The following is a 23,042-nucleotide window of genomic DNA, read 5'->3' as shown; positions in this document are numbered from 1 at the left end:
TTGCCACGTCCGGTTCCAGCGCTAAAGCTGCAGCGTGACTTCCTTCACCTCCGTCCGATAAGTCAACAGCGATTCCAGAAGTCTAAGGAAGGCCGACTAAACCCGGGCTTTGCGCCCAACGTCGGCATACCCCCTATAAGGGGGCATGTTTCCTTTATCTCCTGCGGCCAGTGGAGCAGATCGGCTAAAACCGCCGCAATGCGCGACCCACCTGCAGCGCTGAGCGCAGTCCGTACGTCGCTAAACGGGCGCCCCGAGCCCTTTGTTCTTTAAAACTTTAATCTGGGCGGGAAAGCCAAAACTTGTTCCCGAAAGCCGGAACCGACTCTTTACACAATTCCAAATGTCATATTTTCACCACTCCTATCACATAATAGGTACTCTAATTTGCAAAACTATAAGCACTCAAGAATAAAAGGATGTTTTTTATGCAGCGTTACATCAGTATTTGTATTATATCCGTCATCATTTCCGTCTTTATAAGTACATCAGCCGTGTACGCAGAACAGCAGGCGGATATGGATGTTCATTTCATCGATGTCGGGCAGGGGGACAGTATTCTTGTCCAAACCCCTTCTGATAAAAATATTCTGATTGATGGCGGTCCGCCTGGAGCAGGGGAAAAGGTTGTCGCATTTCTTGAAAAGCAAAATGTGGATAAGCTGGATTTATTGATTGCGACCCACCCGGATATCGATCATATAGGCGGACTGATTGAGGTTATGAAATCTGTTGAAGTGGACAGAATTGTAGATACAGGCAAGATTCATTCAACCAGAACATATGCCAGGTACATCAGTCAGATCCTGAAACGGCAGATTCCGATTGAAATAGCCGAGCGTAATGATCAGTTGAAAATTGACCCTTTATTAAATGTGCGCATTTTGAATACCCATAACGGCTCCCGAACGAATAATGAATCTTCCATTGTTCTGAAAATCACGTTTAAAAAGATGGATTTCCTGCTGATGAGTGATGTTGAAAAAGAACAAGAAAAACGATTGATGGAACAGCATAATCTGGATTCAGAAATATTAAAAGTGGCCCATCACGGATCAAATACGAGTACATCATTGAAATTTCTGCATGCGGTAAGTCCAAACGCTGCCATACTGACATATGGCAAAAAAAATGATTATGGCCACCCGGTTGACCGGGTCATGGAAAATCTTCGCAAAGTCAATACAGCAGTTTACCCCACGGCAACATTCGGTGATATAACCATTCGGACGGATGGAAAAGGGTTCGTCATTTTTAATGAGAGAAGTCCGGTAAGCAGTTTACAGGTTGGATAAATAATTTACAAAAATAAACAATTATGATATCATATTAGTATCAAATAAAATCGGGGAAGGTGTGAGTATCCAGGTGATACGTGAAAAAGACGCGTGGATGATGAATGGGTATGTCGGTATTCTGGCCATTGCCATACTGGTGGCCGTGACGGTGATGAGCTTTCTTGAAGCACAGTTTATTATTGGTGGTATTGCCCTGGTTATTGCAATCGCGCTTGGAAGCGGCACTACGGTTGTTCAGCCGAACCAGGCAGCGGTTGTGATTTTTCTCGGAAAATATATGGGAAGCATCCGCAAAGAAGGAATTGCTGTTACCGTTCCATTTTCAATGAGAAGGATGGTTTCCCTGCGTGTCCGCAACTTTAACAGCAGCCAGCTGAAAGTAAACGATGTCAACGGGAATCCGATTGAAATTGCTGCTGTTATTGTGTTCAGGGTAGTGGATGCAGCAAAAGCGGTTTTTGAAGTGGACCGCTACGAAAAATATGTGGAAATCCAAAGTGAAACAGCCATTCGTGCTGTCGCTACTCAATATCCGTACGACACCTTTACGGATAATGAAATGACACTGCGCGGAAATGCGGAAGAAGTATCGAAGGAGTTGGCAAAGGATCTTCAGGAGCGGCTGACGGTAGCCGGGGTGGAAGTGCTGGAAACACGGCTGACACATCTCGCTTATTCCACTGAAGTTGCCCAGGCGATGCTTCAGCGCCAGCAGGCTAGTGCAATAATCGCAGCTCGCAAGCAAATTGTGGAAGGCGCTGTCGGGATGGTTGAGGATGCAATTTCCCAGCTGGAGAAAGATGGCATCGTCGATTTGGATGAAGAGCGGCGTGCTACCATGGTTAATAATCTGATGGTGTCGATTGTTTCCGACAATGGTACACAGCCGGTTGTCAACACTGGATCACTTTATCAATAAAAGAAGGGATTCGATGGCTAAAAAAAAGAATTTCCCATTAAGGATCGATCCGAAATTGTATGAGATCCTTCAAGTCTGGGCTAAAGATGAATTTCGAAGCGTCAATAGTCACGTGGAATTTTTGCTCCGTGAATCGGCAAAAAAAGCAGGCCGTCTCCCTAAATCACAGGATAAAAAAATAGGGGAAGACTAGATAGGCTCCGCACTTTGGTTAAGGTGCGGGGCTTTTTAATGAAGTCAGATTGCTTTACGATTTCTGTGAATTTTGGACTTTAATTGTGAACTTTAGCATTTTCATATGTTTTTCAGAAAGTTATTGACAAAATCATGGATTAGTTATACGGTTAGTTACATAAGTAATTAACCAATCACCTAAGGAGCCTCATTATGAAATTGCAATTGGATGAAAATAAGCCGATTTTTATGCAGATCAAAGAACATCTGGAAGACGCGATTATCAATGGAACAATCAACCCGGGGGAGCGTGTTCCGTCCACAAATGAATTTGCCAAACACTACCAAATCAACCCGGCAACGGCTGCGAAAGGGACCAATGAGCTGGTGGATGAAGGTATCTTAGTGAAACGGAGGGGTGTTGGAATGTTTGTAACCGAAGATGCCGAAACGATTTTAATCGGGAAGCGCAAACAGACGTTTTATGAACATTTTGTACTGCCATTAAAGGATGAAGCAGCCAAATTAAAAATTAATAAAAGCGAACTGCTGGAAATGGTGAACAGGGAGGAGAACCATGATGAAAATTGAGGTCAAAAATGTATCGAAAACATATAAAGATGCGAAAGCACTGGACAATGTTTCGTTTATGTTATCAGAGCCAAAAATTTACGGGCTTCTGGGAAGAAATGGAGCGGGGAAGACAACATTTATGGATATTTTATCGGGGCACATTTTAGCCTCCAAGGGCGAGATTCTGATTGATGGCGAAAATCCGTTTGATAATCAGCACCTGACGGAATCAATTTGTCTGATTAAAGAGGGCGATAACTTTAAAAAAGATTTAAAAGTCAAAAATGTCCTTAAAATTTACGCTTATTTTTATCCGACATGGGACCAGGAGCTGGCTGATGAATTAATCAAGGAGTATAATCTTAATTTAAATGCGAAAGTAAAAACATTATCAAAGGGGATGGCATCAGCACTCGGCATTATCGTCGGGCTGGCAAGCAAGGCGCCGATCACGATTTTTGATGAACCATATATTGGGCTTGACGCAGCCGCACGGAAAAAGTTTTATGATATTTTACTGGAAGAATATGAAGCGGAAAAACGAATGATTATCTTTTCCACGCACCTGATCGATGAAGTCAGTCTGATGTTTGAGGAAGTGCTTATTTTACAAGATGGAAAACTTGTCCTGCAGCAAGAAGCTGACGCGCTGCGTGACCATGCATACGCGGTTTCCGGACCGGTTCAGGATGTTGAAGTGTTTATCGAAGACAAAGAAGTTATTCAGAGCAAACAGCTTGCTGGGATGATGACTGCATATATCTATGGAAATATGGATCAGGCAAAGTCAGCCGGGCTGACAGCTGAAGGCATACCAATTCAGGAACTGATGATTTATTTAACAGAAAATAAGGGGGCATAACAAATGGGCAGACAGATTAAAGGGTTGCTGTACTTCTACGTATCGGATCTTCGTTACTCACTAATGATTTTTTGGACGATTATACTGGCTATATTGGTTGTTTCACTGGCCTTCACGTACTTCCTGGCAGGCTTGGATAATGAGGATACATTTTTTACGTTCAGCCTAACCGGACCAATATATGTATATTGTGCGATTTTGGGATTTTTGACCGTAAAGGAGTCTCTGCCGTTTTCCATTAAGATGGGTGCTACACGGAAAAATATATTTGTCGGCACTGGGATATTTTTTCTTGTTTTATCCGTTGTAATGGCACTTGCCGCGACGATTCTGCAGGAGATTGTCATGGCATTAATGAACGCAACGGGGACTGACCTGTTCTCATTTCTCCATCCCGCTTATTTTCTGGATGATACTTGGTACACGCGTATTTTAATTGATACGTCCATCATGTTTTTCCTTATGGCAGTCTTGTTTATCATTGGTCTGCTGTTCTATAAATATGGTCTGGCAGGCGGCGGCAGTTTTCTTGGCGCGCTGCTGATTATCAGTCTGTTAGGAATAGCACAGGGATGGCTCCTTGATTTTGTTGTTGATGTCTTTTCGGGAATCGATCTTGGTTTCTTTTATCAACTGCTGGGTGTCGGAACCATGATTTATGGGACCTCTTATCTGTTTTTACGCAGGATTACAACGGTTAAAGTAAGATAGAAAAGGGCTGGTGCTCCCAGCCCCTTTTAACTTGCTAATTCTTTTTTTCTGAATGCTACAACTGAAGCCGCTATCAGTAATACAATCGTGCTGAGTGTGACAATGGCCGCACCGGCTAAATCGGACGGGACATTTCCGGTGACAATCATTTTCTGAATATAGTTGGTAATACGGCTGGGACTCCATTCGAGTATATGGGAAAATACCGTTGTCACCGCACCCATCAATACAATCGTTGAAATGGTCAAAAATGCGACAAGACCAGGTGTCTTGAATAAGGTATTATAAAAAATCGATAACGATACGACAAGCATCAGCCACAAGCCGTAAAAGAATAATATATGAAGCAGTGCTACCAATGATAATTCACCGAATAGTAAATTGATATAGTACCAGCTGGCAAGCATCCCCATCGAGAAACTGACCAGTGTCAAGAGTACAAATGATGCCCATTTGGCGGTAATGTAGTTCAGATAGGAAACAGGTTTAACCAGAATCAGTTCCGAGACGCCATTTTTACGCTCACCGGCAATCGTCCCCATTGAAATTAACGCAATGATCAGGACTCCGATTGTATTGAACTGCCCTAGGCTCATCATGACGACATCGCTTGGCTGGTAGTCCGGCAGCTGAATTTTGGCACCCTCAGGCATTCCGCCGGTGGCCTCAATAATTTGCGGCAGGTAGTAATTGGTGAGCGGATCCATAATCGCTATCAGTATCATGATCAGTGGCACCCAAATCCATTTTACGTTACGCATGTTTTCGATAAGTTCTTTTTGAAAAAGTGTCCACCATTGCATCAGCCATTCACCGCCTTCATGAACATATCCTCCAGTGACGCACGGTTAATGGCAAAAGACGTCAGCGGCCATTCTTGAGCTGAGGCGATTGCCAGAATATTATGCCGCGCTGCTGCCATATCCTGTATGTTCACATGCAGCAGGTCCCGTTCAATATAGCAGTCAGTGACGGCAGGCAGGTCTGTTATCTGTTCTTTATATTTATGTAAATCCCCGTCAAAACCGAGTTCAATTTTGGCGGTCTGATATTTATCGCGAAGTTCAGTCATTGAGCCTGATTCAACGATTCTGCCTTCATGCAGAAGCAGCAATTCGTCGCTGACCTCATCTGCGTCACTTAAAATGTGGGTCGAGAATAGAATCGTCATATCTTTTTTCAATTCTTCCATCAAAGTCAGAACGTCACGACGGCCGATTGGGTCCAAGGAAGATACCGGCTCATCAAGTATCAGCAATTTCGGCTGATGGATCATAGCCTGTGCAATCCCGAGCCGCTGCTTCATTCCGCCGGAGTACTTTCCGATTCGCCGCTTGGCAGATTCGGTCAGACCAACGCAATCAAGAAGCCTTTCTGCCCGGCTTTCGGCTTCCTGCTTTGACAGATTTGCCAGCCGCCCGACATAAATGAGAAATTCCTGTCCCGTCATCCATTTAAAGAAAACAGGATGCTGCGGCAAATAGCCGATATTTCCCCGGATATCGGCATTTTGTTTCATATCATCGAATGTAATGGTGCCGCTTGTCGGTTTCAGCAATCCGGAAAGCATTCTTAGTGTCGTGGTTTTTCCGGCACCATTCGGGCCAATCAGCGCCACACACTTCCCTGATTCAAATTGGAAACTCGTCTGATTGACAACCAGGCTGTTGTCATACTGTTTGCTTAGGTTTTCAACGGTGAGCAGCGCCATTTAGTCGTTTCTCCTTCCAAAAATGAAATATATAATCGGGCCGATGATATTGATAATGATAACAATAAGCGCCCACATCCACTTTGGGCCGTTGGTTCGGTCAATTCGAACCAGATCAATGACGGCAACGGCCAGCAGAATCAATTGAATGACGACCAGTGGTGCGATGACGGCCCAATTGATTTCACTTAAAATATTAAGCTCTTCCACTATGTACACCTCAATCGAATAGTATAGTACTCATACGGAATATACCACAAAAAGGTTCTGTTTAAATCCATAAAAAACCGGTATTTGCCTCATTTTCTCGGACAAAATACCGGATAAGGTTTTCCAGCATGAATATACACAACCATCCACGGAATTATCAACAGGTTGATTAGCTGACAGAAAGTAATCAACAGATTTATGCACATTGTCCACACTTATTTGAAAAGTTATCCACCGAAAACGTGTGTATAAGCGGTCCATTTGTGCTGGGATTCCACAACTTTATCAACAATGCTGTGGATAACAAAAAGGAAATCGCGTGGATTAACTGCGATTTCCTTTTTGGGACATCCGGTTGTAAGCATGGTCAGCCCTCCGGAATTCTTTTTGATAAAGAACTTCCTGTGTTTTGGATAAAAATCTTTCCTGTTCGATTGGTTTTTTTGGCATAAGCAATTCCTCACTTTTATAATAGACTGTTTCAAAGCGATGGAAATATACGCGGGAAAACATATTCACTGCCGCTCTGTTTGCTTTAAAGCTTCTTTGAGGTATGGAAAGGAAAATGAATAGCGGTATTCCTGAGCTTTTTCCGGCAGAACATATTGTCCTTTTGCGATTAACAGGCTCATCTCCCCAATAGCCGTCCGGACCATCAAAGCTGGAGCCGGAAGCCAAAAGGGACGGTTCAACACATCAGCAAGTATACGGGTGAAATCTTTATTCCGTTTCGGATTTGGCGCGGTCAGATTGACGGGACCATTGATATGTTCGTTAAACATACAAAATTGTATCAGCCCGACGACATCCTCTACATGAACCCATGAGACCCATTGTTCACCGTTTCCGACTCTGCCCCCGGCAAACATTTTAACCGGCAGCTTCATCAGCGGCAGCGCACCCTCCTGTCCCAAAATGACACCAAATCGTGTGAAAACGGTTCGGATGCCAAGCTGTTCCGCCTGTTTGGCCGTCTGTTCCCAATCCGCAACTACATCTGCCAGGAAGTCATCACCGGGCTTTACTGTTTGTTCCGTGAAGATGAGATCCTCTGAAGTCCCATAAAAACCGACTGCTGAGCCGCTAATGAAGACATCCGGTTTCCGGTCCATTTGTTTCATCATCCTGATGACCTTTTGCGTTGTTTCAATCCGGCTTGTGCGGATGGCTTTCTTTTTCTTTTTTGTCCAATAACCGAACAGCGAGTCCCCGGCCAGATTGATGACCGCATGAATCCTCCGTAAGTCTTCAATCGGGTGGTCATAGCCAATGAAGGCGGTATGACTGGTGTTTGTATACTTCTCAGGTGAGCGTGTCAATATGTAAACAATATGCCCTTTTTCGGTTAATGCCTGTGTCAGATTCTTACCGACAAAGCCGGTTCCGCCGGTAATCATGATATTCATTTCGTTCACTCCAATCATAATAGTTTATTTTAAATAATTCTCTTAGTATGCTGATTTTTCCTGGTGATTTTCATGATATAATATTTTTGACAGAAGGAGGGAGCTTAATGGCTAAAATTACCCGGATCACTACACAAAAGAAGCACAAAGACCGCTATAATATTTTTTTGGATGACGGTAACGGGGAAAAGTACGGGTTCAGTGTCGATGAGGCGATATTGATTGAGTACCGGCTGCGTAAAGATTTGGATCTTGATGATGCCACCATAACGGCACTTATCCAGAAAGATACGTTACATAAATCATATACCCTTGCCATTAATTTTTTAAGCTACCGCATGCGTACGAAAAAGGAAATCCGTGACTACCTTGTTCAAAAAGAAGTAGATGAAGAACATATCGCTCAAATCATGGACAAACTGACGGCCGAACGTCTGATAGATGATAGGCAATTTGCGCAAAGCTTCGTCCGGACACGCATGCAGACGTCAAACAAAGGCCCGATGCTCGTCAGAAAGGAACTGCTTCAAAAAGGAGTCGATGAAGTGTTTGCCGCTGAAGCGATCGACATGTATACCTTCGATGTCCAATTTGAAAAAGCATCAAAGCTGGCTAGGAAAAAGCTCGGATCAAGCAGCAAAAAATCATTTCGGCAGCAGATCCAGCAACTGCAGGGAACACTTATGCAAAAAGGCTTTTCCGGTGATGTCGTAAAGGAAGTCACTGCAGAATTGGAGCATGAAAAAGACGATAATGCCGAATGGGAAGCACTTGTAAAGCAAGGTGAAAAAGTGCTTCGTAAACACGAGCAGAAACACAGCGGCTTTGAGCTTGAACAGAAAATAAAAGAAGCCTTATATCGCAAAGGCTTCACAATTGATCTGATTAATGCATTTTTAGATGAAAAACGCGAGGACTGACGTCTTGTTTTATAGACCAGCAATGGATTTCGCTATATATCCATAAACTACCGGTCAATAACGATTTCACTTCGGCCGTCATCCTCATTAAAAATCTGCTCGGCTACATCTTCCGGTCTTTTTAGAACAGATGGGTCCTCCACATGTGATGAATCATCCCAGAAAGGTGTGTTCATGCCGCCCATGTAAACAGATGTTATCCCAATCGGCTCATTCTCACATTCTTTTTGCATGCTTTCCGTAAAACCTTTTACGGCAAACTTGCTGGCACAATAGATCGATTCATGCACCTTTCCGCGCAGTCCTGCAGTGGAAATAATCGTTAAAATTCGGCCATTATTTTTTCGGATCATCGGAAGTGCGGACTGGACGCTCAGGATGGTCCCTTTCACATTTGTGTGGAGTGTTTTGTCGATATCACTTACAGAATAATCTTCCAGCGGACCAAAGATTCCAACGCCGGCGTTATTGATAAACACATCGAGTTCACCGATTTGCTGAAAAGCGATACTGACTGAAGCAGGCTCCTGCACATCACATAGGATAACTTCCGCCTGTCCGTTAATTCGCTGGATTTCTTTTTGAACCAGTTGAAGCTTCGTATCATTCCGTCCCAGTAAAAAAATTTTATAATCGTTATTGGCATATTTCAGCGCAAGCGCGCGGCCGAGACCGCTTCCTGCTCCTGTGATTGCAACCGTAGACATGCTTTATCTCCTCCAAATAATAAAGTGTTTACCCTGCAGACGGGAATAACCCATTAGCATTGTATTCTCTCGTAAGATGTCTTTAGGGCAAGGATATCATATCCGCGGTCTTTTATGTTTTGATTTTTTGTTGTATGTCGCATTTTCGCGAAAAGGTAAGCGGGTTTTTTTACTGTAAAGAAGCTTTCTAAGCGTGAGCAGGTGTTGGGGAGTGTTCATTTTCCTAAACTACTGATAAAATATAAACTGGTTAGAGAAGGGAGCATCAAACAATGGATTACCGATATAGTGATTTTACAATTGAGCAGCTTCGTGAGGAAGTTGGCAAGCTGAAGGAAAAAGCGCAGAAAGCTGAACAGCTGGGAAATATAAGTGAAGTGGCCATTAATGAACGCAAAATGCAGGTCGCGATTGCTTATATGATCAACCCGGATGATTTCTCACCGCAGGAAGTCTATGAATTGAAGGGAGATCCGGGCTACAAATTCAAAATCAATTTTATCAATGGTGTGTTTGCCTGGGGGCATCGTGTCAATTTACTGAATGAAGTGCACGAAAAGGAAGAGGCACTTCCGATTTCACTGCTGGGAGATAAGGTCGAGGATTAGGAATAATGCAATCATTTGTTAATTTAAAAAGAGGCTGGACAAAAGTATTGAATCAAAAAATCCGAACTAACTAGTCATTATAGTTGGTGCATATACCCCCCTTCGGAAATATACTGGCGCACCTTAGGGCGGCTGGTGAGCCTCCTCGTACTCCGTTCTTCGGGGTCTCACATAGGCCTTTGCCGCAGGGGACTCCGTATATTTCCTCCGCTTAAGGAGTATCATCTTTAGGATTGATTATTTAGTTTTGTCCGAGCCTCAGCAAATAAGAATCATTCATCCCCTCAGACCGGGTTGTCGCCGACTTCAAGTTTGTTTTGTAGTTTTTGCTCGGAAAAAATCCAACCTGTATAGGAGTTCATAATGCGCATGTTATCATCGATTTGAACAACAGCCACGAATGGGTAGCGTTCGTTCGATCGGTATCGCAGATCAATGAATCGAATTTCGGTAAAGTCATCGAAGTCATGCACTTCCCAGCGGTAAACCGGGGAAAACGATAAGAATGCAGCAACGTTTTTATCCTGTACAGCCAGATCAAAAAGTTCATTGTCCGGCAAAGGGATTTTCTCGAATTGATCGACAATGTCAATATGACCGTCAATTACCGATCCTACATAGAAATAATCTGTTGTCGTAATGGCCACACGCCATTGATTTTGTTTAATGGTAGGGGAGGTTGCAATTTGTTCGGTATTCGGGTAAAAGTCCTTGATCACCCGGACAATTTCCCGTTTATCCATATACCGCTTCACGTAATAGAGTGCAATAACCGCATAAATGGCCAGAAACGTATATCCCGGATTCGCGCCAAGTAGCCAAGCGACAATTCCGCCAATATGAAGCAGAAATATATATGGATCGAACGTATTAATGAACCCATGTGCGACCCATTTATTGGAAAAGGGCCGATATGCTTGTGTTCCGTATGCATTAGGAATATCCACAAGCACATGAATGACAACTGCCAGAGCTGTCCAGACATATAAGTGCCAAAAATCGACACTTGGGACAATCATATAAATGATGCCCGCCAACAAGAGTCCCCACATGATCACAGCGGGAACGGAGTGCGTCGCCCCGCGGTGATGTCGTATATACTCAGCGTTATTACGCAATTTTAAAACGGTATCGAAATCCGGCGCATGTGAACCAATAACAGTCCCGGCCAGTACAGCGCTGAATAAAGCAGGGTCATTTTGTACAGCGGGATCCAGCGTCGCCAATCCACCGATTGCAACCCCCATAACGATATGGGTGCCTGTGTCCATAAGGTGAATTCCTCCTCAATAGGATTCATGATGTTTATTTTTTGTTTAACTTGAGTGATTGAAAAACATACATGTCATCTTATATTAAAAATTATTGCTTTAAGCAAATCATACGCTTATCGTTATAAAAGTATAAAGTGTCAAAAATCCGACTTAAGCTTTTTTATGGGAATCATTCCCGTTCTTTTTTAATTGTAACATAAAGGGTGTAACAAAATGACTGGAATATTACAGAATTTCGACATTTACAGTTTTCAGGAAAAGTTAATTGAATGGTATCAATCCAACAAACGTGATCTGCCATGGCGGCAAGATCAGGATCCATATAAGGTCTGGGTTTCAGAAATTATGCTGCAGCAGACCCGGGTGGATACTGTTATCCCTTATTTTCAACGGTTTATTTCAAAATATCCAACCCTGTATGATTTAGCATATGCAGAGGAGCAGGATGTTTTAAAGTCGTGGGAAGGTCTGGGATATTATTCCCGTGTACGCAACTTGCAAACCGCAGTCCGGGAAGTTGAAGCAGCATATGGCGGTGAAGTGCCTGATGACCCAAAACAATTAGGAAAACTTAAAGGCATCGGACCATACACAAAAGGTGCGATTTTGTCGATTGCGTTTAATCAGCCTGAGCCTGCCGTAGACGGAAATGTCATGCGGGTTCTTTCACGTGTTTTAAAAATAGAAGACGATATCGCCCAGTCAAAGGTTAAAAAACAATTTGAAGGTTATGCGAGTGAACTTATATCACATGATGATCCATCTTCGTTTAACCAGGGGATTATGGAACTGGGGGCACTGATTTGTACGCCTAAAGAACCAATGTGCATGTTCTGTCCGGTTCAGAAACATTGCAGAGCGTTTCAGGAAGGGATGGAACAGGAGCTGCCAATCAAGTCAAAAGCGAAAAAACAGAAAAAAATTCCTTATACGGTATTGTTAATCCATAATGAAAGAGGCGAGTATCTGATTGAAAAACGACCAGAAAACGGTCTGTTGGCCAATTTATGGCAGTTTCCAATGGTGCCTATTGCTGAAATTGGCAAAGACCATATGGTGAACTGGTTTGAAATGGAATATGGAATCGATGTTGAACTGTCAGATAAAAAGGGTGATCTCAAGCACGTTTTTTCCCATATTATCTGGCAGCTGGAAATTGTAGCGGCAACGACACCGAGTAAAGAGACAGAAGATAAGCGCGTACGATTCGTAAGCCGCGACGAATTGGAGGAGTACCCTTTTCCCGTATCCCATCAAAAAATGATGCGGTATATTACCTGAATTGCGCAGACGCAGGTATTATGGCTTTTTCCATTTTATGCCTGAAAATGCTGATTTTAACTTTGGTTAGTGTGGATAACAGCGTTCAAAATGGAAAAAGTAATAACTGCGGAGGTGATACTGATGGCTAAAAAACAACAGCCCAACAAAACATCTGCTGGTACCAACGTGCAAAAGGTAAAACAGCAAAACCAACAGGCACAGCAAGGGCAAGGTCAGTACGGCACTGAATTTGCATCTGAAACAAACGCACAGGAAGTCAGAAAGCAGAACCAACAATCAAAGCAAAAAAAGAAATAATTGAGCGACCCCCGAATTTCAGACGTTAAAGAGCTCTCTTCCCTAGGGAGCTCTTTTTCTTTTGTTAATTTTTACGGTTGAACTTATAATGAAATAATAAAGGTTTTTCAATAAAATCACTGAGGATATCATAAACAAGTTTGGTTAGGAGAGATAGGATGCCCGGTCCGAAATCAGGATCAACCATACAAATACATAGTTTTAAACATAATGGGCGGCTGCATCGTATATGGGAAAACACGCTTGTGCTGAAGGGGACTGAGATGGTTGTCATCGGTGCAAATGACAAAACAAAGGTGAAAGAAAGCGACGGCAGGACCTGGATAACCAGAGAACCCGCTATTTGCTATTTCCATTCAGAGTATTGGTTTAATATTATCGGCATGCTCCGTAATGATGGCATTTATTACTATTGTAATATTAGCTCCCCCTTCATTTTTGACCACGAAGCACTGAAATATATTGATTATGATCTCGATATCAAGGTATATCCGGATATGACATTTGATTTGTTGGATGAGGACGAGTATGAAGAGCATAAAGCTCAGATGAATTATCCGAGTGCGATGGACCGTATTTTGTACCGGAATATTGATTATCTGACAGGATGGATCAGACAGCGGAAAGGACCTTTTTCAGGGGGGTTCATTGATCAATGGTATGAACGGTATTTGACGTATCAATAATAAATCCAATTAATTGATTAACACGACCGAATCGTCTTATAATTTAATGAGTGTGAAATTGATCGATCCTTGTTACAAATGTAGCAAGGGCTTTTCATTGGTTAGCTATTTGAGGTTGTTCAAAAAGCCCGGTAAAAATGGCACTTCGAATTTCTTCGTTGGGTTGCTTTTCGCTACTCGTGTATTTAAGTACATACACTACGTTGCTCAAAGCTTCGCCGTCTCGAACTTTTTGGTCCTTTTTACTCACCTTTTTGAACACGCACTATTATATATTAAGGAAGCGAAGTTATGAGCAGTATTAAACAGTATTTACAGTTCGTCAAACCATATAAATGGAAAATCGTTATAACGGTTTCTGTCGGAATTCTGAAATTCGGCATTCCTCTCCTCATTCCATTGATTCTAAAATATGTGATTGACAATATCATCAATGCGGAGGGGATGACGGATTCAGCCAGGCTTGAGCAGCTGTTCTGGCTGATGGGGGGAGCGTTTATCGTCTTTCTTCTCTTGCGTCCTCCGATTGAATACTTTCGACAATACCTGGCGCAATGGGTCGGAAACACCATCCTGTATGACGTCAGGGATAAACTGTTTGACCACATCCAAAAACTGAGCCTGAGATTCTATTCTCAGACAAAAACCGGGGAAATTATTTCCCGGGTAATACATGATGTCGAACAAACGAAAACCTTTGTGGTAACAGGGCTCATGAATATATGGCTTGATATGATCACCATTTTAATCGCAATTTGCATTATGCTGACAATGGATGTCGGCCTGACAATTGTCGCCATCATCTTGTTCCCGATATTCGGATTTTGTGTTAAGTATTTCTATGGAAGACTCAGAAGGCTGACACGGGAGCGTTCGCAATCACTTGCTGAAGTGCAGGGGCATTTGCATGAACGTGTCCAGGGCATTCCGGTGACAAGAAGTTTCGCGCTTGAAGATTATGAGCAGGGACAATTTGATTCACGAAATGCCAACTTTCTGCACAAAGCGCTTAATCATACCAACTGGAACGCCAAAACGTTTGCAGTCATGAACACCGTAACGGACCTGGCGCCATTATTGGTCATTGGGTTTGCCGGCTATCAGGTGATTCAAGGCAACGTAACAGTCGGTACCATGGTAGCTTTTTCCGGCTATATGGAACGGGTATACAGCCCGCTGCGTCGTTTGATCAGTTCTTCGACAGTGCTGACTCAGTCGATTGCCTCAATTGATCGTGTGTTTGAATTGATGAATGAAACGTACGATATCGTTGATAAAGGGGATGCTAAAGCGCTGGGACGTGTTGACGGGAAAATTGATATTGAACATGTGTCGTTCAAGTATGAAGATGAGGAGGCGCAAGTTCTGAGGGACGTCTCCCTTCATGTTAAAAGCGGCGAAACAATCGCGTTCGTCGGCATGAGCGGCGGTGGCAAATCAACACTGATTAGTCTGATCCCGCGCTTCTATGATGTGACGGGCGGATCGATCAAAGTGGATGGAACCGATATTCGTGATGTAAAAGCCCGTTCATTGCGTGATAATATCGGCATGGTTTTACAGGACAATATATTATTCAGTGAGTCAATCGCCATGAATATTCGAATGGGTAATCCTGATGCAACCGATGAGGAAGTGGTCGAAGCTGCTAAAGCGGCAAATGCCCATGATTTCATTCAAGAATTATACGAAGGCTACGATACTATGGTCGGTGAGCGTGGTGTCAAACTTTCCGGCGGTCAGAAGCAGCGTGTTGCCATTGCCAGGGTGTTTTTGAAAAATCCGCCTATCCTGATTTTTGATGAGGCAACCTCAGCGCTCGACCTGGAAAGTGAGCATATTATTCAGGAAGCGATGGAACGGCTTGCTTCCGATCGAACGACATTCATTGTCGCACATCGTCTTGCAACAATCACTCATGCAGACCGGATTGTTCATATTGAAGATGGCGAAATTAAAGAAGCTGGATCACACAACGAACTGATGGCACGAAAAGGTCACTATTACGATCTGTATCAGGTACAAAATTTGGATGGAGCATGATAGTTGTTGGTGAAGTGGTTGGGCTAGAAGTCTTTAAATTAAAGAAAAATCCGAACTATGATTCAAAATTCATCAATTAGATTTCGAATCAGTTTGGATTTTTCTTTTTATAGTATAATGGATTTCCACCAAAACCAGCGGAGGAAAAATGCTGATATACCTGGGGGAGCTTAGGCTCATCAGCCGCCCCGGAAAACGAAGTGTTCTTTTTCCACAGCGATGGTTAAGATTTATCCGAACATTATACTTAAATCTTCTGGTCGTTATTCGTCTTTAGTATTGAACATTTTATTTATGTCTCAACCTCTTTATCCTCGGCAGGAACCGATTTCTCCAACGCGAGTGTCTTTATGACTTTAAGAAAAGACTTTTATGCTCGATCTGAATCTTTCGCCATAACTGCAAAAGCTTTACCGGCAGCTTCAATAGTTACATCGATGTCTGCTTCAGAATGCTCGGTCGTCAAAAACCATGCTTCAAACTTGGATGGGGCCAGGTTAATGCCCTGTTCAAGCATCAGGTGGAAGAACCGGGCAAATGCGTCACCATTGCTGGCATCAGCCTGTTCGTAATTCTCAACGGTGTCTTTGCCAAAATAAACAGTAAGGGCACCGCAAACCCGGTTTAGAGAAATAGGTATTCCTGATTCGGATGCTTTAGCTAAAATGCCATTTTCGAGACGCTCACCAAGCTGATCCAGTTTTTCATAAACACCGTCTTCTCCGAGTACCTCCAGGCAAGCAATACCTGATGCCATTGAGGCAGGGTTTCCTGCCATCGTTCCGGCCTGATATGCAGGACCGAGCGGTGCCACTTGTTCCATAATATCTTTACGGCCGCCGTACGCCCCGATTGGCAGTCCGCCGCCGATGATTTTGCCTAGGGCAGTCATATCAGGCTCAACGCCATGAATCTGCTGTGAACTGCCGTATGTGAACCGAAATGCGGTAATCACTTCATCATAGATGACAAGTGCGCCGGCATCATGTGATACATCGTTCACGCCCTGCAGGAACCCATCATTCGGCTCAACAATGCCGAAGTTGCCGACAATCGGTTCGACTAGTACGGCTGCAACCTCATCACCCCAGCGTTCCATTGCCTGGTGGAATGTTTCCAGGTCATTAAATGGGACGGTAATCACATCTTCAGCAACTGATTCCGGAATCCCTGCCGAGTCAGGTGTTCCTAATGTTGCCGGGCCCGAACCCGCTTCAACCAGGACCGAATCAAAATGGCCGTGATAGCTGCCGGAAAATTTGATTACTTTATTTCGTCGGGTATAAGCGCGGGCAATCCGGACTGTGGTCATAACCGCTTCCGTTCCCGAATTCGTGAACCGCACTTTTTCCAATGAAGGTATAGCTTCTTTCAGCTTTTTGGCAAACTTATTTTCAAGTTTTGTCGGGGTTCCGTACAACACGCCATTGTTTGCTGCATATGTAATTGCCTCGGCGATATGCGGGTGGGCATGCCCGGTGATAATCGGCCCGTATGCCCCCAAATAATCAATATATTTGTTGCCGTCGACATCCCAGAAATAGGCACCTTTGCCCCGTTCCATGTAAACCGGTGTGCCGCCTCCGACTCCTTTATAGGCTCGTGACGGTGAGTTCACTCCGCCGACAATATGGTCGAGTGCTTCTTCGTGCAATGCTTCCGATGTTGAGAAATTCATTGATAATGCCTCCCAAAATGATTACATTAATTCCAATTCTGATTATACCCGATTGGATGGGTCACGAAAAATAAATGGCAATTCAGCAGGTGGATGAGCATATGCTCACAATAGGGCGGGGATACTATGGATATCATTTCGTGGATGGTTACTTTGGGTATTACTACTCTTGTAACAATCAGCATTATTGATTTTATCAGAGGCGGCAGGCTGCGCGGTCGTATGCAAATGCGCGACAGCCGTTTTTCTGCTGAACTTTTTTATACATTGCTGATGATTTATTTGATTGTCATTTTTGGTTTTGGCCTGATCTATTTTGTGCTGTCGATGAATCATATTTTATTGGTTGAAGGTGGGGAACTGCGCGAAGTAAGCGTAGTCGGTTCATTAATCCATTCCTTTTACTTCAGCGGGGTCACGCTTCTGACGATTGGCTATGGTGATATTACGCCGATTGGAATCGGCAGACTGATCGCACTTGTTCAGGCGCTGATCGGGTATGTTTTGCCAACAGCCTTTGTATTAAAACTTGTGCAGAACAATCAGGATGATAGAGACAGAAAAAAAGATATGCTATAGTGGACATATTGGGATATTCAAAAGTTCGGAATATCCTTTCATTTAACACACAATCGACAATTTCTATTAAGGAGGAATATCGATGCGTGCAGAAGAAGGTAAACAAGCACCGGATTTCACATTGCAAAATCAGTACGGCAAGCAAGTCAGCCTGTCAGACTATAAAGGTCAGAATGTTGTCCTCTATTTTTATCCGAAAGATATGACACCAGGCTGTACAAATGAAGCGTGTGACTTCCGGGATAACAAGGAAAAATTCAGTGATCTGGATGCAGTTATCATCGGGGTCAGTCCGGATCCGGTCGAAAGCCATCAGAAGTTTATAGACAAACATGATTTGCCATTTATGCTTCTGGCGGATGAGGATCACAAAACAGCGGAAGACTACGGTGTATGGAATGGCGGGATTGAACGTTCCACTTTCATCATCGACAAAGAAGGCAATCTGCAGAAAGAATTCCGCAAAGTGAAAGTGGAAGGTCACGTGGAAGAAGCACTTGAATACTTACGGGAAGCGAGTTAATGAAAGCGGGGCAGTTCATATTAAACGAACTGCCCCGTTTATGTAATCCCGCTGCAATCTCCTGATAATTGAAATTTATTTTTTCATACATTAAAGCAGGCTGTCGAGTAATGGAACTTCCACATGAAAATGGTTAAGATAAACATTAGACACAGCAGGGGGGATTTGCTTGAATATCTTATCATCAGCAAAGATTTCAAAAAAACATCGGACCAGACTTCGCGAACGCTATCCTGACTCAACATTTATTTTTAGCAGAGATATGGATGAGGCCAGGCAGCATATAGATAATGCGCAAATTTTGATGACGTTCGGTGAGGACCTTACCGATGAATTGATCGATGAGGCTTCTCGGCTGAAATGGATTATGGTGCTATCTGCCGGCGTTGACAAAATGCCGTTTAAAGTAATCAATGATCGGAATATTATGGTGACGAATGCAAGGGGCATCCATAAATATCCGATGGCGGAATATGCAATTTCCATGCTGCTGCAAGTCAACCGTCAGGCGAAGCAAATGATGGAAAACGAAAAAGCGAATAAATGGGATCGTTCGGTACGTATGCAGGAAATGACGGGGAAGACGATGCTCATCGCCGGTACGGGGGCGATCGGACAGGAGGTGGCACGCCTTGCCAGAGCATTTCGGATGAATGTTAATGGCGTGTCCAGAAGCGGACGTTCCGTGGAATATTTTGACCGGACCGTCAAACAGGATGAACTTGAAAGTGTACTGCCGGGGACGGACTATGTTGTCTCGGTTCTCCCGAGCACATCGGAAACAAAGCACTTTTTCACTTATGATCATTTCCGGATAATGCCGGACCATACCGTTTTTTTAAACATGGGGCGCGGGGATGTTGTACAGGAAAAAACGATTTTAAAAGCGGTGCGCGAAGGTGAACTGGCTCATGCGGTATTGGATGTTTTTGAAGAAGAGCCGCTTCTGGAAGATCATCCGTTCTGGCAGGAAGAGAATGTGACCGTAACACCGCATTTATCTGGTGTCTCTCCGTTTTACCAGAAGCGGGCGCTGGAGATTTTTGAGGAGAATCTGCAAACTTATTTAAACGGCGGAACAGATTACGTGAATAAAATGGATGTCACAAGGGGGTATTAAGGATGCGTATTTATACGAGGAAAGGTGACAAAGGGAAGACATCTTTAATCTATGGGGAACGCGTGCCTAAAAATGATCTGCGTGTGGAAGCGTATGGCACATGTGATGAGGCTAATTCGATGATTGGTCTTGCGCTCAGCTTTCTCGATAAGGAAGAATGGACGGCTAAGGTCCCGTTTATGGAACAAATGCATCGCAGTCAGACGATTTTGTTTCACGTGGGGGCGGAACTTGCGACTCCGAAAGACAGGGAAGTAGCCTGGAAACTGAAGCAGGAACATATCGATGAACTTGAGAAGCAGATGGATGCCTGGGATAAGCACCTGGAAATGCTGCATAACTTTATTCTGCCATCGGGACATTCCGCTTCAAGTTCACTCCATGCCGCGCGAACGGTTGCAAGGCGGGCGGAGCGAACGGCGATAGCGCTGAATGAACAGGAGGAGGTTAACCCGCTGGTTATATCTTACTTGAACAGACTTTCCGATTTTTTATTTGTGGCGGCAAGGTATGTTAATCAGGCCCTTGGGGGAAAAGAAACACCACTGAAAGCAGATATTTAACGAAGAAAGAGCGATTATCCAAAAATGGTATCGCTCTTTTTAAGATTCATTAATAATATAGACAAATTGGTAATATACTTTTATTGACAGCAAGCAGGTTTAGCGGGTAGACTTTAATTATAAGAATTATAATATAATAATATAGCTTTAAATCGAATAAATATTGAAAGTGGGGTGCATGACGGTGTCTGATAATAAATTGCAGGAAGCAATCGATACACTCAGAGATTCTGGCGTACGTATAACACCACAACGTCATGCGGTTCTTGAGTACCTTCTTAACTCAATGATTCACCCGACAGCCGATGACATATATAAAGCCCTTGAAGGCAAATTCCCAAACATGAGTGTTGCAACGGTTTACAACAATTTGCGTGTGTTGCGGAAAATCGGACTTGTACGGGAATTGACTTACGGTGACTCATCCAGCCGTTTTGATTATAACTCAAGTGAACATTATCATATTATTTGCGAAAAATGCGGCAAAATTCAGGATTTCCATTACCCGACTCTGGATGAAGTTGAATCGCTGGCTGAACAGGTAACCGGTTTTGATGTCAGTCATCACCGAATGGAGATTTACGGTGAATGTGAGGAATGCCAGCAGCCGGAAACGCAAAAGCATTAATAATTCATGGCATAAAAGGCATAAAAATCCAGCCTGTTCAGACAGGCTGGATTTTTATGTCTATTTATTCTGTTAAGGTCCGATTCGTTCTACTTACATTCAGGGGGGGAAGCGTCCCACTGAATGAAGTTTCACTTTACCCCGCATCTAATGGGCAGTAACCCGCCCAAAACCGGCGGCTAACTGCCCATAAATGCCCGATTCTGTTCAACTAACATTCAGTGGGAAAAAGCGCCCCACTGAATGAAGTTTCACTTTACTGTTGGTTATTTTTTATTTTGGTTTTTGCTTCATCCCGAAATTTGCGTTTATTGTATCTTTCATCAAATTCGAAGCCTTCCAAATCTTTATCAAGTGTCAGCGGTTGTTTGCAGTGCATGCAGGCATCGACTTTCCCAAGCATTTTTGTCGGTTTTTCACAGCTTGGACAAATAATCGGGACAGCTTTCGTTGAGAGCATCCCGATCCAGAAGTAAACCACACAGCTTAACAGAATAAACACAACACCGAGCAAAAAAAGTGTCAGCATGAGCCACTCAATTTTTCTGGACAAAATCCCGCCGTACATTACAGCAAACCCGACAAAAATCAGTATCAGCGCAAATGAACGGATTTTATTTATTTTACTGGAATAGACCAATTTATCTGCCATGAATTGTCCTCCTTGTTATTTACAGGACCAGTATAGCATATTTTACAGGAATTTCGGATTCAGAAAAAGGATTTCACAAAATCATAACGAATTAAATATAGTACTGAAGATAATGGAGGATTTATAAAATGGAAGATTTATTGCGGCCGATTTATCAGGAGCGTGAGAGCAACCCAAGCACACTGGGTATTATTTTAATTGAAAGAAAAACACCGGACAGCCCAATCACTGATAATTTTGATGTGATTTTGCTTAATATTGTCGGCAATTCTGAAATTGAATGGCAGGAAAAGCACTATGAATTAGAAAATGGCAATACAGCTGTAATGCATACCATAACCGATCATTTACTCAGACAATGGATTGATACAAGCGGGTACCGGAAGGCAATTGAGTGGATTATAGCAGGGAAAATAATCTTTGACCGGGACGAGTATGTTTCGCGGCTGAAAGAACATTTAAGAACGTTTCCGCTTGTAAAAAGAGATTTAAGAAAAGCAATGGAATTTGGGAAATTAATCAAAAGCTATACAGAAGTGAAAGATCTTTACATGTCGGAACAGTATAAAGATGCCTTTACCCGGATGGTGCACTCGCTTCATTATCTGGCTAGGCTTACAGTTATTGAAAAAGGGTGCTATCCGGAAGTGACATTATGGAATCAGGTGAAAAAAATCGATCCTGAGGTTTATAAGTTATATGATGAATTAATCGAAAGCAACGAAGAAATAGCAAAACGAGTACAATTGATGATACTTGCTGCGGACTTTGCCATCATCAGAAGAGCAAAGGTTTCAGCCAAGCATTTGCTCGATATTATGGAGACAAAAGATGGTGCCTGGTCGTATGAAGGTATCAAGCAGAATCCCGGCGTTAAACCGTATGAACTCGATTTGGCAGCCATTCTCAATTATCTGACCGAGAAGGGAATTCTGTCGCCGGTCAGAATTGATACAAAAGGCGCCGGTGTATATCAGCGTCAATATCGGGTAAATCGGTCGTGGAATCTTTAAAGGCGGGACGGGAAATACATTACAAAATTAAGAAACGGGATCGGCAGGGCATATTCACTGCATGCGATTTGAATTGCGAACGCGCAAAAACCATGATTCAGCACGGCAAATGACCTGGCCTGACAATCTTCATACGTAGATTTAGATGCTTTTAAAAATCTTATTGACTTTCATTTTAATGCATGGTACATTTATATCTGTCGCAAAAATGCATGTTGGATTTTGAGCGGCGAGAAAAAGCACAAAATCACCTCTTGATAAACATGAGGTTATCGTGTTAAATTAAATATCGTTGCACTTCAGCAGGCAACGAACTCTTCCGAAAAAGTTATTGACTTTGATTTTGGAAGATGATACAATAATTAAGTCGCTGTCGAAAAACGGCAACGCAAAATTGCTCCTTGAAAACTGAACAAAACAACCAGTATGACAAAGATGTCAGAGGTAAGAGGTCGGATGTCAGAATCTGTTTTTGACGGAAGACCAAAAACCCTGTATCAATTTGAAAGCAAGCCATGAAAGAGATTGATCGGTGTCAATCTTATTTCAAACTTTATTGGAGAGTTTGATCTTGGCTCAGGACGAACGCTGGCGGCGTGCCTA

The 23,042-nt window shown here is 43.2% G+C and carries 27 protein-coding genes; 18 read left to right on the top strand and 9 right to left on the bottom strand.

Going from position 1 to position 23,042, the window contains the following annotated elements; all coding sequences use genetic code 11:
• The first annotated feature begins 428 nt into the window (after window positions 1-428).
• From VK097_RS03230 to VK097_RS03205, 6 genes are all read left to right on the top strand, one after another.
• Entirely contained in the window at window positions 429-1,295 is an 867-nt protein-coding gene (locus VK097_RS03230) for a ComEC/Rec2 family competence protein (protein ID WP_324210360.1), read from the top strand.
• A gap of 76 nt (window positions 1,296-1,371) precedes the next feature.
• On the top strand, window positions 1,372-2,217 hold the full coding sequence (locus VK097_RS03225; RefSeq protein WP_324210396.1) for an SPFH domain-containing protein: 846 nt from the start codon (window positions 1,372-1,374) through the stop codon (window positions 2,215-2,217).
• Window positions 2,218-2,230: 13 nt separating this feature from the next.
• Complete coding sequence (locus VK097_RS03220) at window positions 2,231-2,410, top strand: type II toxin-antitoxin system antitoxin (RefSeq protein WP_176446168.1); 180 nt, start codon at window positions 2,231-2,233, stop codon at window positions 2,408-2,410.
• 194 nt (window positions 2,411-2,604) lie between these two features.
• A complete protein-coding gene (locus tag VK097_RS03215; RefSeq protein WP_324210359.1) occupies window positions 2,605-2,982 on the top strand; it encodes a GntR family transcriptional regulator in 378 nt (125 codons plus the stop codon).
• Entirely contained in the window at window positions 2,972-3,826 is an 855-nt protein-coding gene (locus tag VK097_RS03210; protein WP_324210395.1) for an ABC transporter ATP-binding protein, read from the top strand. Before VK097_RS03215 ends, VK097_RS03210 begins: the two co-directional genes overlap by 11 nt.
• 3 nt (window positions 3,827-3,829) lie before the next feature.
• Window positions 3,830-4,537: a hypothetical protein gene (locus VK097_RS03205; protein ID WP_324210358.1), complete on the top strand. Its 708-nt coding sequence runs from the start codon at window positions 3,830-3,832 to the stop codon at window positions 4,535-4,537.
• A gap of 26 nt (window positions 4,538-4,563) precedes the next feature.
• Here the strand turns inward: VK097_RS03205 and VK097_RS03200 are convergent, their stop codons facing one another.
• From VK097_RS03200 to VK097_RS03180, 5 genes are all read right to left on the bottom strand, one after another.
• A complete protein-coding gene (locus VK097_RS03200; RefSeq protein WP_324210357.1) occupies window positions 4,564-5,340 on the bottom strand; it encodes an ABC transporter permease in 777 nt (258 codons plus the stop codon).
• Window positions 5,340-6,248, bottom strand: coding sequence for an ABC transporter ATP-binding protein (locus VK097_RS03195; RefSeq protein WP_324210356.1), 909 nt, complete (start codon window positions 6,246-6,248; stop codon window positions 5,340-5,342). The genes VK097_RS03200 and VK097_RS03195 overlap by 1 nt, the downstream gene beginning before the upstream one ends.
• Complete coding sequence (locus VK097_RS03190) at window positions 6,249-6,461, bottom strand: PLDc N-terminal domain-containing protein (RefSeq protein ID WP_414672151.1); 213 nt, start codon at window positions 6,459-6,461, stop codon at window positions 6,249-6,251.
• Window positions 6,462-6,782: 321 nt separating this feature from the next.
• Window positions 6,783-6,908, bottom strand: coding sequence for a YfhE family protein (locus tag VK097_RS03185; protein WP_324210354.1), 126 nt, complete (start codon window positions 6,906-6,908; stop codon window positions 6,783-6,785).
• A 65-nt stretch (window positions 6,909-6,973) separates the two neighbouring features.
• The gene (locus VK097_RS03180) at window positions 6,974-7,864 is read right to left on the bottom strand and encodes a TIGR01777 family oxidoreductase (protein WP_324210353.1); all 891 of its coding nucleotides are present in this window, start codon (window positions 7,862-7,864) and stop codon (window positions 6,974-6,976) included.
• A 107-nt stretch (window positions 7,865-7,971) separates the two neighbouring features.
• Here VK097_RS03180 and recX point away from each other — a divergent pair, with 107 nt between their 5' ends.
• Window positions 7,972-8,784: a recombination regulator RecX gene (gene recX, locus VK097_RS03175; protein ID WP_324210352.1), complete on the top strand. Its 813-nt coding sequence runs from the start codon at window positions 7,972-7,974 to the stop codon at window positions 8,782-8,784.
• 47 nt (window positions 8,785-8,831) lie between these two features.
• On the opposite strand, the gene VK097_RS03170 is transcribed toward recX, so the two are convergent.
• Window positions 8,832-9,491 (bottom strand): SDR family NAD(P)-dependent oxidoreductase, encoded by a 660-nt coding sequence (locus VK097_RS03170; protein WP_324210351.1) that lies wholly within the window; start codon window positions 9,489-9,491, stop codon window positions 8,832-8,834.
• Between the two features lie 272 nt (window positions 9,492-9,763).
• Between VK097_RS03170 and VK097_RS03165 the strand changes: the two genes are divergently transcribed.
• Window positions 9,764-10,099: a YfhH family protein gene (locus tag VK097_RS03165; RefSeq protein ID WP_324210350.1), complete on the top strand. Its 336-nt coding sequence runs from the start codon at window positions 9,764-9,766 to the stop codon at window positions 10,097-10,099.
• A 284-nt stretch (window positions 10,100-10,383) separates the two neighbouring features.
• Here the strand turns inward: VK097_RS03165 and VK097_RS03160 are convergent, their stop codons facing one another.
• Complete coding sequence (locus tag VK097_RS03160) at window positions 10,384-11,370, bottom strand: metal-dependent hydrolase (RefSeq protein WP_324210349.1); 987 nt, start codon at window positions 11,368-11,370, stop codon at window positions 10,384-10,386.
• Between the two features lie 216 nt (window positions 11,371-11,586).
• Between VK097_RS03160 and mutY the strand changes: the two genes are divergently transcribed.
• The 4 genes from mutY to VK097_RS03140 all read left to right on the top strand — a co-directional run bounded on the left by mutY (window position 11,587) and on the right by VK097_RS03140 (window position 15,683).
• Entirely contained in the window at window positions 11,587-12,654 is a 1,068-nt protein-coding gene (gene mutY / locus VK097_RS03155) for an A/G-specific adenine glycosylase (RefSeq protein ID WP_324210348.1), read from the top strand.
• A 123-nt stretch (window positions 12,655-12,777) separates the two neighbouring features.
• Window positions 12,778-12,954: a gamma-type small acid-soluble spore protein gene (locus tag VK097_RS03150; RefSeq protein WP_324210347.1), complete on the top strand. Its 177-nt coding sequence runs from the start codon at window positions 12,778-12,780 to the stop codon at window positions 12,952-12,954.
• 158 nt (window positions 12,955-13,112) lie between these two features.
• Window positions 13,113-13,640, top strand: a complete 528-nt coding sequence (gene ntdP / locus VK097_RS03145; protein WP_324210346.1) for a nucleoside tri-diphosphate phosphatase — start codon at window positions 13,113-13,115, stop codon at window positions 13,638-13,640.
• Window positions 13,641-13,931: 291 nt separating this feature from the next.
• Entirely contained in the window at window positions 13,932-15,683 is a 1,752-nt protein-coding gene (locus VK097_RS03140; protein WP_324210345.1) for an ABC transporter ATP-binding protein, read from the top strand.
• 370 nt (window positions 15,684-16,053) lie between these two features.
• Here VK097_RS03140 and VK097_RS03135 read toward each other — a convergent pair whose 3' ends face one another.
• Complete coding sequence (locus VK097_RS03135; protein ID WP_324210344.1) at window positions 16,054-17,361, bottom strand: glutamate-1-semialdehyde 2,1-aminomutase; 1,308 nt, start codon at window positions 17,359-17,361, stop codon at window positions 16,054-16,056.
• A 126-nt stretch (window positions 17,362-17,487) separates the two neighbouring features.
• Here VK097_RS03135 and VK097_RS03130 point away from each other — a divergent pair, with 126 nt between their 5' ends.
• From VK097_RS03130 to perR, 5 genes are all read left to right on the top strand, one after another.
• On the top strand, window positions 17,488-17,940 hold the full coding sequence (locus VK097_RS03130; protein ID WP_324210343.1) for a potassium channel family protein: 453 nt from the start codon (window positions 17,488-17,490) through the stop codon (window positions 17,938-17,940).
• An 82-nt stretch (window positions 17,941-18,022) separates the two neighbouring features.
• Window positions 18,023-18,463, top strand: a complete 441-nt coding sequence (bcp, locus tag VK097_RS03125) for a thioredoxin-dependent thiol peroxidase (protein ID WP_324210342.1) — start codon at window positions 18,023-18,025, stop codon at window positions 18,461-18,463.
• A gap of 169 nt (window positions 18,464-18,632) precedes the next feature.
• A complete protein-coding gene (locus tag VK097_RS03120) occupies window positions 18,633-19,583 on the top strand; it encodes a D-2-hydroxyacid dehydrogenase (RefSeq protein WP_324210341.1) in 951 nt (316 codons plus the stop codon).
• 2 nt (window positions 19,584-19,585) lie between these two features.
• On the top strand, window positions 19,586-20,146 hold the full coding sequence (locus VK097_RS03115; RefSeq protein WP_324210340.1) for a cob(I)yrinic acid a,c-diamide adenosyltransferase: 561 nt from the start codon (window positions 19,586-19,588) through the stop codon (window positions 20,144-20,146).
• A 178-nt stretch (window positions 20,147-20,324) separates the two neighbouring features.
• A complete protein-coding gene (perR, locus tag VK097_RS03110) occupies window positions 20,325-20,774 on the top strand; it encodes a peroxide-responsive transcriptional repressor PerR (RefSeq protein WP_414672150.1) in 450 nt (149 codons plus the stop codon).
• A gap of 256 nt (window positions 20,775-21,030) precedes the next feature.
• Here the strand turns inward: perR and VK097_RS03105 are convergent, their stop codons facing one another.
• Window positions 21,031-21,426 (bottom strand): YgzB family protein, encoded by a 396-nt coding sequence (locus VK097_RS03105; protein ID WP_324210338.1) that lies wholly within the window; start codon window positions 21,424-21,426, stop codon window positions 21,031-21,033.
• 128 nt (window positions 21,427-21,554) lie between these two features.
• Here VK097_RS03105 and VK097_RS03100 point away from each other — a divergent pair, with 128 nt between their 5' ends.
• Window positions 21,555-22,439 (top strand): nucleotidyltransferase-like protein, encoded by an 885-nt coding sequence (locus VK097_RS03100; protein ID WP_324210337.1) that lies wholly within the window; start codon window positions 21,555-21,557, stop codon window positions 22,437-22,439.
• The last annotated feature ends 603 nt before the right edge of the window (window positions 22,440-23,042 follow it).

It is taken from the genome of Lentibacillus sp., assembly GCF_035301675.1.
In the GTDB taxonomy this organism is placed as follows: Bacteria; Bacillota; Bacilli; order Bacillales; family Amphibacillaceae; genus Lentibacillus.
Note: the sequence above shows the minus strand (reverse complement) of the source record. Positions and strands in the feature narration are given on the sequence as shown.

Excerpts from the sequence above, each read along its gene's own strand:
- VK097_RS03230 (WP_324210360.1), top strand. The coding sequence starts at position 429 with ATGCAGCGTTACATCAGTATTTGTATTATATCCGTCATCATTTCCGTC.
- VK097_RS03220 (WP_176446168.1), top strand. The coding sequence starts at position 2,231 with ATGGCTAAAAAAAAGAATTTCCCATTAAGGATCGATCCGAAATTGTAT.
- VK097_RS03215 (WP_324210359.1), top strand. The coding sequence starts at position 2,605 with ATGAAATTGCAATTGGATGAAAATAAGCCGATTTTTATGCAGATCAAA.
- VK097_RS03210 (WP_324210395.1), top strand. The coding sequence starts at position 2,972 with ATGAAAATTGAGGTCAAAAATGTATCGAAAACATATAAAGATGCGAAA.
- VK097_RS03205 (WP_324210358.1), top strand. The coding sequence starts at position 3,830 with ATGGGCAGACAGATTAAAGGGTTGCTGTACTTCTACGTATCGGATCTT.
- VK097_RS03200 (WP_324210357.1), bottom strand. The coding sequence starts at position 5,340 with ATGCAATGGTGGACACTTTTTCAAAAAGAACTTATCGAAAACATGCGT.
- VK097_RS03195 (WP_324210356.1), bottom strand. The coding sequence starts at position 6,248 with ATGGCGCTGCTCACCGTTGAAAACCTAAGCAAACAGTATGACAACAGC.
- VK097_RS03185 (WP_324210354.1), bottom strand. The coding sequence starts at position 6,908 with ATGCCAAAAAAACCAATCGAACAGGAAAGATTTTTATCCAAAACACAG.
- VK097_RS03180 (WP_324210353.1), bottom strand. The coding sequence starts at position 7,864 with ATGAATATCATGATTACCGGCGGAACCGGCTTTGTCGGTAAGAATCTG.
- recX (WP_324210352.1), top strand. The coding sequence starts at position 7,972 with ATGGCTAAAATTACCCGGATCACTACACAAAAGAAGCACAAAGACCGC.
- VK097_RS03170 (WP_324210351.1), bottom strand. The coding sequence starts at position 9,491 with ATGTCTACGGTTGCAATCACAGGAGCAGGAAGCGGTCTCGGCCGCGCG.
- VK097_RS03165 (WP_324210350.1), top strand. The coding sequence starts at position 9,764 with ATGGATTACCGATATAGTGATTTTACAATTGAGCAGCTTCGTGAGGAA.
- VK097_RS03160 (WP_324210349.1), bottom strand. The coding sequence starts at position 11,370 with ATGGACACAGGCACCCATATCGTTATGGGGGTTGCAATCGGTGGATTG.
- mutY (WP_324210348.1), top strand. The coding sequence starts at position 11,587 with ATGACTGGAATATTACAGAATTTCGACATTTACAGTTTTCAGGAAAAG.
- VK097_RS03150 (WP_324210347.1), top strand. The coding sequence starts at position 12,778 with ATGGCTAAAAAACAACAGCCCAACAAAACATCTGCTGGTACCAACGTG.
- ntdP (WP_324210346.1), top strand. The coding sequence starts at position 13,113 with ATGCCCGGTCCGAAATCAGGATCAACCATACAAATACATAGTTTTAAA.
- VK097_RS03140 (WP_324210345.1), top strand. The coding sequence starts at position 13,932 with ATGAGCAGTATTAAACAGTATTTACAGTTCGTCAAACCATATAAATGG.
- VK097_RS03135 (WP_324210344.1), bottom strand. The coding sequence starts at position 17,361 with ATGAATTTCTCAACATCGGAAGCATTGCACGAAGAAGCACTCGACCAT.
- VK097_RS03130 (WP_324210343.1), top strand. The coding sequence starts at position 17,488 with ATGGATATCATTTCGTGGATGGTTACTTTGGGTATTACTACTCTTGTA.
- bcp (WP_324210342.1), top strand. The coding sequence starts at position 18,023 with ATGCGTGCAGAAGAAGGTAAACAAGCACCGGATTTCACATTGCAAAAT.
- VK097_RS03115 (WP_324210340.1), top strand. The coding sequence starts at position 19,586 with ATGCGTATTTATACGAGGAAAGGTGACAAAGGGAAGACATCTTTAATC.
- perR (WP_414672150.1), top strand. The coding sequence starts at position 20,325 with ATGACGGTGTCTGATAATAAATTGCAGGAAGCAATCGATACACTCAGA.
- VK097_RS03105 (WP_324210338.1), bottom strand. The coding sequence starts at position 21,426 with ATGGCAGATAAATTGGTCTATTCCAGTAAAATAAATAAAATCCGTTCA.
- VK097_RS03100 (WP_324210337.1), top strand. The coding sequence starts at position 21,555 with ATGGAAGATTTATTGCGGCCGATTTATCAGGAGCGTGAGAGCAACCCA.